This is a genomic window from Pseudarthrobacter sulfonivorans, from assembly GCF_001484605.1.
Taxonomy (GTDB): Bacteria; Actinomycetota; Actinomycetes; order Actinomycetales; family Micrococcaceae; genus Arthrobacter; species Arthrobacter sulfonivorans_A.
The window spans coordinates 2,170,091-2,186,020 of the sequence record NZ_CP013747.1 but is presented as its reverse complement, the minus strand read 5'-3'; the positions used below and the strand labels follow the sequence as shown (position 1 = coordinate 2,186,020).

Below are 15,930 nucleotides of genomic sequence, written 5' to 3'. Positions count from 1 at the left end.
CTCATTTCAGATAGTTGTAGATGGTGGCCCTGGAGACGCCGAGCGTCTCGCTGACGGTTGGAATGGATTTCTTGATGTCCATGAAGCCGTTGTCACGCAGTTTTTTCGTCAGTTCGCGGCTGGCTGACTGATCCAGGCTCAGTGGCGTCAGTCCCCGTTGGGCGGCGTAGTCGGCGATGAAGGCGCGAATGTCCTCCAGGCTCTTGGGACGCAGACTCTCCTCGACGATAGGGGCTTGTTCGTCGGTGCGAACGAGGGCGGCGAACGTGTGGGACAGCGCGCCGAGCATGGACACGTCCACGTTCAGGCATAGGGCCGCGATGTAGTTGCCGTTGCTGTCCTTGATCCCGACGGAGGTGCTTTTGGCGGCCCGTCCGTCAGGAAACGTGTTCGAGTAGTTCTGCAGGACTTCGGGGAAACCGGGGTCATGGATCCGCGCGATGCCAAGTTCGGTGGCGGAGTCCCCGGGCTCGCGTCCGGAGATGTTGTTCTCGATCGTGCGCACTGTATGCAGTGGGTCGCGCAGGTCGTGAAGGACCACTTCGCACAGGCCGGGGAAGGTGCGTCCCAGTGCGATGGTGATCTTGTCGAGCTCCTTGAGGAGGTGCTCGGCTTCCTGGTACTCCGGAGGTTGCATTTGATTTCTCCATCAGTTTAGGATTTGGGCCATTTTGTCGGCGGCTTTAAGGGCGGACCCGGTTAGTACCATGACGGTCCGTTCGTCGGGGGCCAGGAATCCCTGGGCGGCGAACCCGGGCACGGCGGCCGCCGCTACCGCGCTCGTGGGTTCAGCATAAAGGCCACGGGAGGCCAGTTCCCGCACCGCCGGTGCGATGTGTCCCTCGGCGACGGTTTGAAACGTCCCCCCAGAGGCCCGGACGGCGGCGAGGACCTCCGGTCCGCGCACGGGTCTGGCGATGGACGTCCCCTCGGCGATGGTGGGCTTCCAGTCTCTCTCGACGGCGTCCAGCGCGGAGATGGCGTGGGCCCTGGCAAGCGGGGAGCAGTGTTCGGGTTGCGCGACGAGGATCCGGGGCAGCCGTGCGATCTGCCCGGCCCGCAGGAGCTCACCGAAGCCGATGGAACAACCGAGGACCAGGCTCCCGGCGCCGGCCGGGACGATGATGTTCTCCGGCGCCTCGAAGCCAAGATCTTCCCAGATCTCGTAGGCGATGAGCTTGACCCCTTGGAGGAAGTACGGGTGCCAGTTGTGGCTGGCGTAGAAGAACTGCTCGGATTGGCGCAGCGCTTCGGCGGCCGTCTCATCGCGGGTTCCGGGCACCAGCTCAATTTCGGCGTTATGGAACCGGCTTTGAAGAATCTTGTTAGCTGAGGTGCTGGCCGGGGCGAGGATCTTGGCGTGCATCCCGGCGGCGGCTGCATACGCGGCAACTGAGGAACCACCGTTGCCGGAGCTGTCCTCAAGAATGCTGGTGATGCCGTGGCTCCGCAGGATGGAGACCATGACGGAGCTGCCACGGTCCTTGAAGCTCGCGGTGGGATTGAACCACTCAGGCTTGACCTTCACTTCGATACCTCCGATGTTCGTCGTCAGCATCGGGGTGCATCCCTCACCCAACGTCACGCGGTCCTGGATGTCGACTGGCAGTGCCGCCCGGTAGCGCCACTGCGACCGCTCACCCGTGTCAATATCGGCGGGGTCGATACCAGACAGGTCAGAGATCATCAGGGGTGAGGAGTCGTCCCCACGCCACCGGGGCTCCTCGATCGAGTAGCGGGTTCCGCTGCGGTCGTACAGGTACGGCGGGATTGTTTCAGACATTTCGATCCTTGTTGACGAACACTTCAGGGAAGTAGGCGAATAACACTTTGTGCAAGTATAGACAAAGTGTCAGAGAACACAAGGGGCTGTGTCACAGTTCTTGGGGGACTAGGCCCCTTCCCGATGTAATCCATGCGCCCTCACCGTGGCCATCGCAGAAGTCATGTGACATCCCAAAGCGTGAACGGCCTTTACGACGTCATGAAGCGCGCCAACTCGCTCACCGCGGGCATGACCCTGGAGCTTGATATGACCCGGGCCCGCATCGAGCCCGACGCGCTGGAAGAACTCCAGGCCTGCTCGAAGTCCCGCCACCTGCCTGCCCGCGTCGATCCGCTCCAGTCCGACTACAGGCTGAGCATCCTCGCACCCGACAGCGCGGCGCCCCTGGCAGCAATGGCTACACAGGCAGCCTGATCCGCAACAGCAATCTCCCCGTCAGGGTAGGAAATCCACCCTCGTATCGCCGCTCGAGTCGCCGAAGCCACGTCCCAAGATGACGCCCCCACGCTTTCTGGGGCTAAACACCGCTAGGAGGATGCGTCACGCTGACGGCGTGCTGTCGTATTCTGCGCCCTGACGAAGACGGCCTAACCTTCGCACTCGATGCAGTACGAGTGGCCCTTGCTCTCGCGGGCGAGTTGAGACCGGTGCCGGACCAGGAAACATGAATAGCAGGTGAACTCGTCCGCCGCCTGGGGAATGAGCTGAACGATGAGCTCCTCGGCGACGATCTCTCCCCCGGGGGTTAGGCCCTCATCGAGTGCATCGGCTTCGTCCAGTTCATTGACGACGCTGCGGGCATCCGGGGCATTCGCAGACTGCAAAGCCTCCAAGGAACGGTCCTGTGACTCCTTGACATCGGAACGGACTTCGTCGTAATCGGTTGCCACTTTAGGTGATTCTCATTTCTGACTTTTTCTACGATGTTCATTCTGACGAGACTGCAACGTACACCAATGCGCCGTTGTTCCCATGTCAAAGGACCGGACGCCGACGGGCCCACGCTTCGCAGCCCGCGTCGGCGCATTCCCCTCGCCCCAACGCCAGAGCATTGGGCCGTCCCCGGAACGTACAACTCCCCCACGGGCGACGGCTGCTGATAGCGGACGTTACGTAAAGTTGTTCTCTGCGTATCTCATCAGATGAACCCTGATCCAGGCCATGCATTGAATGAGCCATGCGCCGCGGACATCAAACGGTCCATCAGAGTCGGATCAACGTTGACGGAAGACAGCGGGATCAACGAATGTCACTCCTGGGCCCGACGCTCACGCCGCCCGTTCCACCGCTGCCAGGATCGCCTGGCCCAGCTCCACAGGTTTGGTGAACTGGGGCCAATGGCCGGTGGGGAGGTCCACGTACTCGACGTCGCGGATGCGGGCCAGCTCGGCGGTGAAGGGATGGCCGGCGTCGATCCATTCGGTGAGGAGCGACGACGGGAACTGGCACGCGATCACAGTCGCCGGAACGTCGTACCTGCGGACGTCATGCAGGCGCTGCCGGCCATGCGCAACGCCCCTGGGCTCGGGGATGGCGCGCGCCCGGAACGACGCGCGCAACTCATCGGTGAGGTCCACCAGATCGGCGTCATCGAAGCCATCCCACGGCGGCAGGGGCACGTCGTCGCCCTCGGTGGGCAGCCCGTCATTGATGACGCCGCCCTCGCCCAGGGGTCCGCTGTCCACGTAAATATTCCGGGCAACGCGGTCCGGCCGTGCGTCCGCCACGCCGTGGATGACCGCGCCACCACCGGAGTGCCCCACGAGGACCACCTTTCCGTCGAGACCGTCCAGAACGTCTACGACGGCGGCAATATGGTCCTTCAGAGTGATGCCGCCACGCCGTGCGCCCACAGATTCAAGGCCGGGAAGAGTCAGTGGATGGGTTGTGTGCCCCGCCGCCTTCAGGGCAGGCGTCACCTTCTCCCACGACGACGCGTCCAACCAGAAACCGGGTACCAAGATGATGTCCATGACGGAACCCTACTCCGCGACCCCGGCGCTAAGTAAGGCGCCGGGCACGACCGGGGCGGTCAGGCCGCCGTCGCGCATTACAGCGACGGCGTCGGTCAGCGGGACGAATTCGGTGTCGTGTGTGACCATCACCGTGGCCACCTGGAACTCGTCGGTGACCCGGCGCAGCAGCCCGACGATCGACGCGCTGCGCGCGTGGTCCAGCGCCGCCGTCGGCTCATCCACCAGCAGCACCTTCGGGCTGCCCATAAGCGCCCGGGCAATATTCACCCGCTGCCGCTGCCCGCCCGAGAGCTGGTGCGGGCGCTTGCCGGCGGACTCAGCCAAGCCCACTAGATCCAACAGGTCAAGAGCCCGCGAACGCGCGGCCTTCAGCGGGTTGCCGCGCAGGTGATGCCCAATCATCAACTGCTCGACGGCGGTCAGGGACGCCAGGAGGTTGGGCTGCTGGAAGATGATGCCCACCGTCTCCCGCCGCAGCGCGGTCAGTTCCTTGTCCTTCAGCCCTCCGGTGTTGATCCCGTCGATGATCACGTCCCCGCTGGTGGGGCGGACCAGGGTGGCGGCGACGGCCAGGAGGCTGGATTTGCCCGAGCCGGACGGGCCCACCAGCGACACCATCCGGCCGGCTGCGACCCGGAGGCTGACGCTGTCCAGGGCCTTGATGGTTCCGCCGCCGTCCGGGTATTCGAGGGTGACGTTGCTGAGGGTCAGCGGGTGGGTGAGGGCGGAGCCGGCGGTAGGGGTGAGGGCTGCAGTAGTAGTAACAGACATGGGAAGTACCTTTCAAGAGTTTCAGGGAGAGGAATTAGTTGCCGCCGAGGGCGATCAGCGGATCGATGGTGGTCACCCGGCGCACGGCCAGGGCGGCGCCCGCCAGGCCCAGCGCCACAATTCCCAGCACGGGAAGCAGCGTGGTGGCCGGCGTGACCAGGAAGGGTGCGGCCTGTGCCGCGGCGAATCCGCCCGGAATTCCGACCGCCCCGCCCAGGCCCGCGCCGGCCAGCAGCACAATGGCGGCCTGGGTCATGGCATCGCGCAGCACGTAGCCGCCGGATGCGCCCATGGCCTTGAGGACGGCGATATCGCGGGTGCGCTGCACGGTCCAAACCGTCAGGAAGGCCACGATCACCAGCGCCGAAATCCCGTACAGGAACGCCTGCATCAGCATCAGCGACCCGTTCTCGCTCTTGAAAGAACCCAGCGCCTGGAACGAACCCGTGAGGCTGGTGCTGACCGTACGCGCCATCGCATTCGCGGCGTCCTCGTCCACTACGGCCCCGTCTTGGTACGTGACGGCAACGACGGTGGCCACCGGGATGCTGCCCGGCGCGCTGCCGGCCGCCGGCGCTACATGCGCCACCTCGGCCCAGGTGGGCAGCGCCGTCCACACCACCCCGGTGTGCGAATACCACTGGTCATCCACGACGGCGGCGACGGTCACCTCAGTGCCACTCACCGTGGCCGTGTCTCCGACGTCGAGCGAGAGATCTGCGGCGACGGTCGCGCCGATCACCACCGACCCCGCCTGGACCTGCGACGGCGCCAGGTGGCCGTCGTCGGCAACGCCGAACACCGCCACATTGGCGGTGCCGCCGTCGCCGCCCTGCAGACGGGACTGGCTGATGCCCAGGGCTTCGGCGCTTGCCACGCCCGGGACCTGCTTCCAACTGTCCACCTGCGCGGCCGTCACTTCGCTTTCGGTGAAGGACGCCGTGGGCTGGTTAGTGCCCGGGGCGCCAAAAACGATGCTGTCCACCGGCCCGGAGCCAGCGCCGCTTCCCGTCTGGCCACTCCCCAGCTTCCCGATGGCGGACGTGGACTGGTCGCCCAGCCCTGCGGTGAGCCCGGAGAGCAGCACCAGCAGCAGCGTCACCAGGGCCACCACGCCGCCCATCAGGGCGAACCTGCCCTTGGCGAACCGGATGTCGCGAATAGCGAGAAACACGTTGTACTTCCTTCAGTGGGGGTGGAATTCCTTCTGAATCCACTCTCCGGCGCATCGGCCCGGCCCACATCGAGGATTTAGTTGAGCCCGGCGGGACAAGAGGTTGAAGAGGCGGTCAACCTTTTGGTTGATCCGCACATTCCCGCAGGCGCCTAAGCTGGTGAAATGCCTGCCGCGGACCCACAGACCACCCCGTCGGGGGCTGCCATCCTGCGGTTCCTTCGGGTGACGCTTCACGTCGGTTTTGCCGTGCTGCTGCTGGTCGCAATCCTGCGGCTCCACTTCGCTGACGGAGCCGTCGGCACGCACGGCGCCGGCACTCCCCTGGGAGCGCAGCGGCTCGCCTGGTCCGCACTCGCCCTTGCACTCGCCGCGGCTTACCTCGCCGGCACCATCCTGGAGAAGCGCTTCGCCGCCGGCCGCTCCAGCTTCAACCCGCACCCCTACGCCGCCCCCTGGCTGGGCCTTGTCACAGCACTGTGGGGCGTCCTCCTCGCCGGCAGCGCCGAATTTTCCTGGGTGGCCTTTCCGCTCTTCTTCCTCCACCTGCATGTTCTACCTCGCCGGATTGCGCTGTTCACCATCGCCGCGATGACGGCCGCCGTCGTGGCTTCGCAGTGGGTGGCCAGCGAGCTGCCGTCGCCCACGTTACCCATGGTCCTGGGGCCGGGGCTGGGTGCCGTTTTCGCCGTGGTCACCGGGCTGGCTTACCGCGCGCTCTACCAGGAGAGTGAAGCCCAGCGGCTGGCGGCGGACGAACTCCGGCGCACCCGCGCAGAACTTGCCAGAACCCAGCATGAGGCCGGCGTCGCAGCTGAGCGTGAGCGCCTGGCCCGCGAAATCCACGACACCTTGGCGCAGGGCCTGTCCAGCATCGTCCTGGTGGCGCGGGCGGCAGAGAAGTCCCTGGCCAGCGGCGATCTTGCCACCGCCGCGGAGCGGTTCGCGCTGGTGCAGCAGACGGCGTCGGAAAACCTCGCGGAGGCCCGCAGCTTTGTCCGCGGCCTCACCTCGCCCCAGCTCCAGGAGTCGTCGCTCCCGGAAAGCCTGCAACGGCTCTGCGGCGAAACCGAAACGCTGGCCGCCGCGCGCGGTGACGGACTCCGCTGCCGCTTCGAGCTGGTGGGCGACCCCGCGGAGCTGCCGCCGCAGTACAGCGTCACCCTGCTCCGGGCCGCCCAGGCCAGCCTTGCCAACGTGAGGCTCCACGCCAAGGCGAGAACCGCCGTCGTCACCCTTGCGTTCCTCGGGGACGAGGTCACCATGGACGTGTACGACGACGGCACGGGCTTTGTGCCGGAAACGCCGGGGTCCGGCGTGGCCGGCCGGGCGGACGGCAGCGGGTTCGGGCTGCGCTCGCTGGCTGCCCGGGTGGCTGAGCTGAACGGCTCCCTGGAGGTGGAGACGGCACCCGGCGAGGGGACCGTCGTCGCCATCCGGCTGCCGCTCACCGGGACGACGGGGGAGCGGGACTGATGGGGGAGCGGGACTGATGGGGGAGCGGGACTGATGGGGGAGCTCCGTATTCTCCTGGTGGATGACCATCCCGTGGTCCGCGCGGGCCTGCGCGCCATGCTCACTGAATTCGCTGACTTTAGCGTGGCTGCCGAGGCCGCCGACGGGGACGCCGCGCTGCGGGAACTCGCGCGGCTGCGGACACTGGGGGACCGCGTGGACGTGGTGCTGATGGACCTGCAGATGGGCGCCGGGATGGACGGTGTCACCGCCACCGCCGCGATCCGGAAGCTGGACGCCCCGCCGCCGGTCCTGATTCTGACCACCTACGACACCGAGGCGGACATCCTGGCCGCCGTCGAGGCAGGCGCCAGCGGCTACATGCTCAAGGACGCGCCGCCGGAACAGATCCGCCAGGCGGTACTGTCGGCGGCGGCCGGCCAGACGGCGCTGGCTCCGAAGGTCGCGGCACTGCTGATGTCGCGGATCAGCAGCCCGGAAACTGCCCTCACAACCCGCGAGGTCCAGCTGCTTGAACTGCTGGCCACCGGCCTGACAAACCGCGCTATCGCCCGGCGGCTTTTCATTTCCGAGGCCACCGTCAAAACCCACCTCGTGCACATCTACGGCAAGCTCGGCGTGGACAACCGGACCTCCGCCATCGCCCTGGCCACGCAACGCCGGATTATCCGCACTCCAGGCCTGTAACGGTGCGATACTGGGCGTTCATCGCTTAGTCGTCAGGGGGACTTTGGACATGGTCCTGGATACCGCCACGCTCAGGGTCGCCTTCGGCGTGATGGCTCTGGTCCTGGGGCTGCTGTTCTACTTTTCGGCCTACCGCTACACGCGCTCGCCCTATAGCGGCTGGTGGTGCCTCGCGCTGGTGTTCTTCCTGGCCGGATCGGCCGCCTTCCTGCTCAACGGAACCGCGCATCAGTGGTGGGCCAACACTCTCGGCAACGTCCTGCTGGTCCACGGCGGCGTAGCCGTGTGGGCCGGTGCCCGCTCGCTCCGGGACCTGCGGCCGCGACGCTGGCTATTCACGGGGCTGCCGCTGGTCACACTGGTTGCCACCGCCGTCGACGACCCCGGCACCGACGTCTGGGCAGGCGGCGCAGTGTTCCTCGCCGCGATGTGCGTGACTATGGCGCTCGCTTCCCGGGAACTCTGGCGCCTGGAGCCGGGCTATTCGCGTGTGCGGGTGCCGATGGCCGTTGCGGCGGCCGTGATGGCCGTGTTCTATTTCGGCCGGCTGGTGTACTTCGTACTGGAAGGCCCGGACGGACCCACCTTCGCCACGTTCTTCGGGTCCGCAGGGACCACGCTGGTGACCATGGTGCTGCTGGTGGTGGTGTCCTTCAGCATGGCTGCCTTGAGCACCGAACAGCAGACCCGCGCCCTGCGCATGGTGGCCACCCGGGACGATCTCACGGGCCTGCTCAACCGCAAAGCATTCCTGGATATGGTCACCGAGCTGCTGAACGACAGGGCCGTCACCCAGGGAACAGGCGCCCTGATCCTCGCGGACCTGGACAATTTCAAGGCCGTCAACGACACCTACGGCCATGCTGCCGGGGATGTCGCGCTGCAGGCCTTCGCCGGGGCGTGCCGGGACACTGTCAGGTCCACGGACCTGGTGGGCAGGTACGGCGGGGAAGAATTCGTCCTTCTCATCCCGGGGGCCTCCGCCGGACGGGCGGAGAAAATCGCGGAGGAGGTCAGCCGGCGCCTCGCCCAGGTCCCCACCGCCGACGGACTTCAAATGCCCACGGTCAGTTATGGTGTGGCGCTGTACGACGCCGGGACCTCCGGCCTGGAGGACCTCATCGCCGCTGCTGACCGGGCCCTCTACGCCGCCAAGTCACTGGGACGGAACCGCACCGTTCACAGCGACCGGCTCAGCTAGCCGTCAGTTCAGCTTCCCCGCCAGCCGTTCCCGCATGGCCACGCTGGCTGCATTCAGCCCGATCAGCTCCACGTCCCGCCCGTGCCGGCGGTACTTCTCGGTCACGGCGTCCAGCACCGCGACGGTTGAGGCGTCCCAGAGGTGCGAGGCGTGCAGGTCCACAATCACCCGGCTGACGTCCGGCCCGGCGTCCAGGGCGTACTCGAACTGCGTGTACAGGTCGTTGGACGAGGCAAAAAACAGCTCGCCGTCCACGGTGTAGGTGGCCACATTTTCGCCGTTAAGTTCGACGACGATCCGTTCCACCGTGACGAAGTGCGCCACGCGCCGGGCGAACAGCGCCGTGGCCGCCAGCACGCCCGCTCCGACGCCGATGGCCAGGTTGTGCGTGGCCGACACCACCGCCACGGTGATCACCATGACGGCGGTCTCGGACTTGGGCATCCGGCGCAGGGTCCGCGGGGCGATGGAGTGCCAGTCGAAGGTAATGGCGGACACGAAGATCATTACGGCCACCAGCGCGGCCATCGGAATCAGGCCCACAACATCGCCGAGCACCACCACCAGGACCAGCAGAAAAACGCCGGCCAGGAACGTGGACACGCGGCTCCGTGCCCCGGATCCCTTGACGTTGATCATGGTCTGGCCGATCACGGCGCAGCCGCCCATGCCGCCGAAAAAGCCGGTGACGATGTTCGCCACGCCCTGGCCCCAGGACTCGCGGGTCTTGTTGGACCGGGTGTCCGTGATGTCGTCCACCAGTTTGGCGGTCATCAGCGATTCGAGCAGCCCCACCAAAGCCATGGACAGTGAGAAGGGTGCCAGAACCTGGAACGTCTCCCACGTCAGCGGCACGTTGGGGATAAACACCGAAGGCAGGGTCTCGGGCAGCTGGCCCTTGTCCTGGACGGTGGGCACATCCACGCCGGCCAGCACGGCAAACAGGGTGAGCACCACGATTGCCACCAAGGGTGAGGGCGCCGCCGTCGTGATTCTGGGCAGGAGCACCACGATGACCAGGCCCACGGCCACCAGCGGATAAACCATCCACGGCACGCCGATCAGTTCGGGAATCTGGGCCATAAACACCAGGATGGCCAAGGCGTTCACGAAGCCCACCATCACCGAGCGCGGGATGAACCGCATCAATCGTGTGACGCCGAGGACCGCCAGCAGGATCTGGAAAACGCCGGCCAGGATCACCGCCGCGATCAGGTGGTCCAGGCCGTGGCTGCGCATCAGCGGAGCGATGACCAGGGCGACGGCGCCGGTGGCGGCGGAAATCATGGCGGGCCGGCCGCCCACAAAAGAGATGGTGACAGCCATGGTGAACGAGGCGAACAGGCCGATCCGCGGATCCACGCCCGCGATCACCGAGAAGGCGATCGCCTCCGGGATCAGGGCCAGTGCCACCACCAGGCCTGCCAGCGCCTCGGTCTTCAGCCGCCGCGGCGAGCGAAGGGTGGCGCGGACTGATTGGAGCTGCTGGGGCGTGCCGGTCCGGGCATCGGGGACGCTTCGTGCGGCCATGGCTGGGTCCAATCGTGCTGGTGAAGCCGGAAGTGGTGGCTTCATTCTGAGGCGGGGAGGGGGCGGCGCGACGCCTCATTGCGAAATAGGGGGCACGTCCGCCCTTACCAGTCTGGGGCACGCGCTAAGCCAACTGCTAAAATGACTGGGTTGTAGACCGGCCTATAGCTAGTCCAGCCAGCGCCGTAACGTAAGTAGGGGACCAACAAGACATGACGGCAGGCGGTTCACACATCGGCACTTCGGAGAGCGTCCCCGGTCCGTCGAAAAAGACGGCTGCCGGCGCGGAGCTCCCGGAGGCTGCCGCGCCCGCCCTAGCTCCCCCCCCGAAGCGCCGGGTGTACATCGCCACCTGGCAGGGGTTCCTCGGCGCCCTCATGATGTTTGTGGGCTCGATCGGAACGGGCTGGATCGCCAACGGCTCACCCATGATCCGCCAGCCGGTGGTCATCGCGCTGCGGACCGAGGGCTGGGGCGTTACGTTGTCCACCGTGCTCCTGACGGTAGGCGCCATGCTCCTGATGCGGTCCTGGCTCCGGCTGGGCCAGCGCCTGGACGACTGGGGCGAACACTCGCTGCGGTCGGTGGTCATAGCCATTTCCGCCTGGTCCCTGCCGCTCCTGCTGGCCGTCCCCATCTTCTCCCGCGATGTCTATGCCTATACCGGCCAGGGCCGCCTGGTCATGGAAGGCCAGAACCCTTACGCCGTGGGCATTTCCACCCTCAACAACTGGTTTGCCCTCGGCGCGGACCCGGCGTGGGCCGAGAACAGGACCCCCTACGGGCCCTACTTCCTGTGGCTCGCCCGCGGCGTGGTGGAGCTGACAGGGGCGCAGCCCGATGTGTCCGTCCTGCTGTTCCGCCTGATCGCCGGCGTCGGGGTTCTGCTCTGCGTCATTTACGTGCCCAAGCTGGCCGAACTGCACGGCATCAACGGAGCGCGGGCACTCTGGATCGCGGTGGCCAACCCGCTGTTCCTCATCAGTTTCGTGGCCAGCGCCCACAACGACGCGCTGATGGTGGGCCTCGCCGTCGCCGGTGTCTACTTCGCCGCGACGAAGCGCTACCTGGCCGGAATCCTCCTTGTCACGGCCTCCATCGGGATCAAGCCGATCACCGTGCTGCTCCTGCCGTTCATCGGGGTCATGTGGGCGGGGCACGCCGCCTCGTGGACGCGGAAGTTCCTTATTTGGGGAGCGACGGCGGGAATCAGTTTCGCCGTTCTGGCCGTCAGCGGGATCCCGTACAACCTCGGGTTGGGCTGGGTCTGGGCCATCATGGACCCGACGCCGGGTTACACCGGCTATTCGCCGTCGGGGTTCCTGGGGCAGCAGGTTGAGTTCCTCGGCAACGTGCTGGGACTGCCGGGCGGCACCATCGCGGACCTCTTGCGGACCGGCATGAAGTGGGCGGCCATCGGGCTGGTGCTGCTGCTGATGTTCCGTGGCGATTACTCGCGGGCGGTGCGCCGGCTGGCCCTGGCGTTCGCCGCCGTCGTGATGCTTTCGCCCATCATCCAGCCCTGGTACATTCTCTGGTTTGTGCCGTTCCTTGCCGCCACCGGCATCCGGAACGACTGGCAGATCCGGTGTCTCTACGTGGGCGTGACGTTTTTTGTGGTGTTCGGAGCCCAGGACCAGCTCTCGGTCTGGTCCTTTGTGGAGCTGGCCATTGACGCGTCGTCGCTGGCTTTCGTGACGGCGCTGCTGTTCACGTTCTATCTGCTGGTCCTGGACATCCACACGCGGAAGCTGCTGATCGAGGGCAAACCCTCGGACTGGGCCCGGCGTGGTTGGCGCTGGGTCCTGGACCAGCGCCGCAGCACTAGATAGCCAGCGCCCGTTCCGTCAATAGGCTCTGCCACGCGGCTACGGCCTGATTCTTGACCTGAACTGCAGTCGTTCAACTAGCGTGCAGGATGGAGCCGTCGCGGCGCAACAGCTCCATCCTGACCGCAACTGCCTGCAGGCACTTCCTGGGCTGCCAGCCTAACCCGCGTAATGCACCCCGTACTTGGCGCGCGGGTCGAGCACGTGGTGTCCAGGAGCTACGGGAACGGCGATGCCCAGATCGAAGATTTCGATGCGCCGGGCATGGCCGGCTTCTGGGGTGTGCTGATAAAGGAGTTCGATGACGTGGCCGTCGGGATCGGCAATGTAGATCTGCTCCACGTAGTCGTCACGGACCCGTGGTCCACCCGCACGCTCCAGCCCCCGCTCCCGCATTGCCGCCAGGAACGGCTCAAACGAATCCACCATGACCGCGAAGTGATGGCACAGCCCAGTGCGCAGTTCCTCGCCACCCCACTCCGGCGCATGACGGGACAGCCGTCCTGGTTCGGATTCCTGGACTACGTGAACTTCAACATCGCCGTTATGGAAGTACGCGCCGTGGAACACAAAGTCTGTGGGCCGGTGGATCTCCTCGAATCCGAGGACGTTGACGTAGAAATCCCTGGTGTCGGCAATGTCGGAGACAACGAGGCACACATGATGCATGCTCATGGTTCGTGCCGGCAATTCCTTAGTGCGGGACTTGAGGAGCTGGTTGTGGCGCATGGAGGGCCCTTCTGTTCGGCAGCCTCGTCCATGAGGCTGGTGTGGAAAACGAACCTCCAGTATTGGAGCCACGGCAACAAAATCGCAGGCTGAAGGCACAAACTGGCGGGTATTGGAACGGATGTTCAGGTTCCCGCGGATTCATTGACCGGCGCATCCGGTGACGGGTTGGATCGGGTCGGCCCGAAAACCATATTCAGTGACGTGCGGCACAGCCGCCGCCACCGCCTTGTCGCGAAGGAGCGATATGTACCCGATCTGGTATTCCATGACGATGGTGGTCCTCAGCATCGTTGTCCTGTTCTTCATGATTGTGAAACTCAAGATCCACCCCTTTATCACCATGACGGTTGTCGCCGTCGGCCTTGCCCTGGCGATGGGCGTGCCGCTCATCGATCCCAAAACAGGCATCTTCGCCGTGATGGAACCTGCCATGGGGAAGCAGTTGGGCCACATGGTCCCCCTGATCGCCCTGGGCTGCGTGATCGGCGAAATCATCCGCCGCTCAGGCGGCAGTGAAGTGCTGGGCGAAAAGATGCTCCAGCGCATAGGAAACAAACGCGGCCCACTGGCCATGACCATGTGCGGGCTCCTCGTCGGCAGCACCATCTTCTTCGACACCGCCGTGATCCTGCTGGCGCCCGTCACCATCGCCGTCGCCCGCCAGTCCCGGAAGTCCATCATCTTCTTCGCCATCCCGATGGCCATCGCCGTCCTGGGCATGCACTCCATCGTCCCGCCGCACCCGGGGGCTGTAGCCATCGCAACGGCGCTGAACGTGAACTTCGGGCTCCTGATCATGTATGGGATGCTCGCGATGCTGCCCGGCGTGGGCATCGCCTTCCTCTATTCGCAGTGGGCGGCCAGGAAACTGACTGCCAACGGCACCTTTGACCTCGACGCGGCCTACGACGGCGGGGCCTCCGAGGAGATCACTCCGGCTCCCGCGAAGGACAGCACGACGCCGGCCTCCGACAGTAGTAGAGTGCCGTCAGGCAGCGGTGGTGCTTCCTTTGCAACGACAGCCGTGGCGACTTCACCGGCACGCTCCGCCACTTTTTCCTCCTTGGAAGGACACGAGCGTCCCGCCGTCGGCAAACTGCTGTTCGTCCTGCTGCTCCCCATTGTGCTGATCCTCATCCAGACCCTCGCCGGCTCCCTGCACCTCGGCGGGCCTGCCCAGACGGTACTCGACATCCTGGCGTTCCTTGGCACTCCCTGGCTGGCTCTCACAATCACGGTCTTCTGCGCGTATGCACTCCTGCTGACGCCCAGGGTCCGGCGCGGAGAGAGCATCTCGTTCTTCGGGATGCAGGGCATGAAACCGGTGGGGGAAATCCTCGTCTCCACCGGCGGGGGCGTTGCGTTCGGCTCCATCATTGGTGCCTCCGGCGTGGGCAAACAGCTCCTGGACACCCTGGCAGACATCCACCTTCCGCTGGTGCTGTTCGGCTTTGTGCTCGCCGCAATCCTGCGGGCAACACTGGGAACTACGACGGCGGCAGTCACGTTTGTGGCGGTGCTGCTGGCCCAGTCCTTCGACACAACGAGCCTGAATCCCAGCCAGCTCGCGCTGCTGGCTGTGGGCGTGTCCGCCGGCGGTATGTGCCTGTCCAACTTCAACGATGCCGGCTTCTGGGTGCTGTCCCGCTACTTCGGCATCAGCGAGCAGGTCATGCTCAAAACCTGGACGGTCGGAGTCACCATCATGGGCTGCGTGACGGCGACCATCGCCTCACTACTGTGGCTCGCGGTGTCCTGACGTCCTATCCGCCCTAAGCAGGGATAGCAGGGCGGCGGCGGTGGTGTGGTCAGTGACCAGTTCCGAGATCATGCCACCGCTGATGGCTGCGGCTATCGGCACCACCTTGTGGGGGCCGGCGGCTACGGCGATCCGTTGCGGGATGTGCTGTAGGTCGTCGGCACCTATTCCCAGCACAAACGGCGCGACTCCGGCTTCAACCCGCGAACCGTCCGTCCGGAGAAAGTGGCCGCATAGATGGCCCACAGCACCCTGCAGCTCGAGCCGGGCGAGTTCCTGGGCAGGAATGGGACTGTAGACGCCCGTGCCATCGAAACGCTGCATTGATCCGATGCCAACCAGGGCAACCTCGCAGCGCTGTCCGAGCTCTAGCGATCCCCGGACCAGTTCCGAATCAAGGGCAGCGTCGAGGGCTCTCCCGGACCTGTACACGAAGGGTGCGGGGAGCGCACGGAAGGCCGCGCCCAAGCGGATGGAAATGAGCTGGGCCGTGTTGGGTCCGCTGCCATCCAAGAACCGGCCGCATTCCCCGGCTTTCCCGGTGCCGCCGGGAGTGCTGCCCGCCGGGCACCCCAGAAGGTCAACCACTGTCAGGCCGGGACGGTGGGCAGCAGCCAGAGAGTCCACCACTGAGGACAACGACCGGCTCGACGCAACGCCAAAAAGCCGGGTCGCGGCGAGCTGCGACTCCAGGTAGCGTGCCGCCACGTACCCCAGCCTGCTCGACGTTCCATACAGGGCGCGGGGCTTGTTCGTGGCTACCACGCAGCGGCGCAGGCCTGTCCGCCGTCGTAGTTCCGTTTCCAGTTCCCGGACGCGGTCCACCGGGGGGCCGATCCTGAACTGGACAACGCCCCGTGCGCGCGCCTCCGCCAGGAGGCGCGACACACTGGGGCGCGATAGGTGTTCAGTTGCGGCGATCTCGTTCTGCAGCATGCCGTGAACGAAGTAGCTGCGGGCTACCCGCCCCAGAAGTTCGTCGTGCAGGTCCTCCTCTGCCCGGCCCACT

The 15,930-nt window shown here is 65.8% G+C and carries 15 protein-coding genes; 6 read left to right on the top strand and 9 right to left on the bottom strand.

The window, feature by feature from the left end; translation table 11 throughout:
* Position 1: 1 nt before the first annotated feature.
* Positions 2-637, bottom strand: coding sequence for a helix-turn-helix transcriptional regulator (locus AU252_RS09740; RefSeq protein WP_058930539.1), 636 nt, complete (start codon positions 635-637; stop codon positions 2-4).
* A gap of 12 nt (positions 638-649) precedes the next feature.
* Positions 650-1,783 carry a pyridoxal-phosphate dependent enzyme gene (locus tag AU252_RS09735; RefSeq protein WP_058930538.1) on the bottom strand — a complete coding sequence of 378 codons (1,134 nt, stop codon included), beginning with the start codon at positions 1,781-1,783 and terminating at the stop codon, positions 650-652.
* A 165-nt stretch (positions 1,784-1,948) separates the two neighbouring features.
* On the opposite strand from AU252_RS09735, the gene AU252_RS09730 reads away from it, so the two are divergent.
* Entirely contained in the window at positions 1,949-2,200 is a 252-nt protein-coding gene (locus tag AU252_RS09730; protein ID WP_157768965.1) for a hypothetical protein, read from the top strand.
* Positions 2,201-2,373: 173 nt separating this feature from the next.
* On the opposite strand, the gene AU252_RS09725 is transcribed toward AU252_RS09730, so the two are convergent.
* The 4 genes from AU252_RS09725 to AU252_RS09710 all read right to left on the bottom strand — a co-directional run bounded on the left by AU252_RS09725 (position 2,374) and on the right by AU252_RS09710 (position 5,707).
* Positions 2,374-2,676, bottom strand: a complete 303-nt coding sequence (locus AU252_RS09725; RefSeq protein ID WP_058930536.1) for a DUF4193 domain-containing protein — start codon at positions 2,674-2,676, stop codon at positions 2,374-2,376.
* Positions 2,677-3,054: 378 nt separating this feature from the next.
* On the bottom strand, positions 3,055-3,759 hold the full coding sequence (locus AU252_RS09720) for an alpha/beta fold hydrolase (protein WP_058930535.1): 705 nt from the start codon (positions 3,757-3,759) through the stop codon (positions 3,055-3,057).
* Positions 3,760-3,768: 9 nt separating this feature from the next.
* On the bottom strand, positions 3,769-4,533 hold the full coding sequence (locus tag AU252_RS09715; RefSeq protein WP_058930534.1) for an ABC transporter ATP-binding protein: 765 nt from the start codon (positions 4,531-4,533) through the stop codon (positions 3,769-3,771).
* Between the two features lie 34 nt (positions 4,534-4,567).
* Positions 4,568-5,707: an ABC transporter permease gene (locus tag AU252_RS09710; protein WP_058930533.1), complete on the bottom strand. Its 1,140-nt coding sequence runs from the start codon at positions 5,705-5,707 to the stop codon at positions 4,568-4,570.
* Between the two features lie 165 nt (positions 5,708-5,872).
* On the opposite strand from AU252_RS09710, the gene AU252_RS09705 reads away from it, so the two are divergent.
* From AU252_RS09705 to AU252_RS09695, 3 genes are read left to right on the top strand one after another with little or no spacing between them, the layout of a single operon-like run.
* On the top strand, positions 5,873-7,183 hold the full coding sequence (locus tag AU252_RS09705) for a sensor histidine kinase (RefSeq protein WP_058930532.1): 1,311 nt from the start codon (positions 5,873-5,875) through the stop codon (positions 7,181-7,183).
* A gap of 33 nt (positions 7,184-7,216) precedes the next feature.
* On the top strand, positions 7,217-7,870 hold the full coding sequence (locus tag AU252_RS09700) for a response regulator (protein ID WP_058930531.1): 654 nt from the start codon (positions 7,217-7,219) through the stop codon (positions 7,868-7,870).
* Between the two features lie 49 nt (positions 7,871-7,919).
* Positions 7,920-9,071, top strand: a complete 1,152-nt coding sequence (locus AU252_RS09695; RefSeq protein ID WP_058930530.1) for a GGDEF domain-containing protein — start codon at positions 7,920-7,922, stop codon at positions 9,069-9,071.
* Between the two features lie 3 nt (positions 9,072-9,074).
* Here AU252_RS09695 and AU252_RS09690 read toward each other — a convergent pair whose 3' ends face one another.
* Complete coding sequence (locus tag AU252_RS09690; RefSeq protein WP_058930529.1) at positions 9,075-10,601, bottom strand: SulP family inorganic anion transporter; 1,527 nt, start codon at positions 10,599-10,601, stop codon at positions 9,075-9,077.
* A gap of 212 nt (positions 10,602-10,813) precedes the next feature.
* On the opposite strand from AU252_RS09690, the gene mptB reads away from it, so the two are divergent.
* Complete coding sequence (mptB, locus tag AU252_RS09685) at positions 10,814-12,433, top strand: polyprenol phosphomannose-dependent alpha 1,6 mannosyltransferase MptB (protein WP_058930528.1); 1,620 nt, start codon at positions 10,814-10,816, stop codon at positions 12,431-12,433.
* 156 nt (positions 12,434-12,589) lie between these two features.
* On the opposite strand, the gene AU252_RS09680 is transcribed toward mptB, so the two are convergent.
* On the bottom strand, positions 12,590-13,159 hold the full coding sequence (locus tag AU252_RS09680) for a VOC family protein (protein ID WP_058930527.1): 570 nt from the start codon (positions 13,157-13,159) through the stop codon (positions 12,590-12,592).
* A gap of 247 nt (positions 13,160-13,406) precedes the next feature.
* Here AU252_RS09680 and AU252_RS09675 point away from each other — a divergent pair, with 247 nt between their 5' ends.
* Positions 13,407-14,921, top strand: a complete 1,515-nt coding sequence (locus AU252_RS09675) for a GntP family permease (protein ID WP_058930526.1) — start codon at positions 13,407-13,409, stop codon at positions 14,919-14,921.
* Here AU252_RS09675 and AU252_RS09670 read toward each other — a convergent pair.
* Positions 14,898-15,929: a sugar-binding transcriptional regulator gene (locus AU252_RS09670; protein ID WP_058930525.1), complete on the bottom strand. Its 1,032-nt coding sequence runs from the start codon at positions 15,927-15,929 to the stop codon at positions 14,898-14,900. The genes AU252_RS09675 and AU252_RS09670 overlap by 24 nt on opposite strands.
* Position 15,930 lies beyond the last annotated feature (1 nt).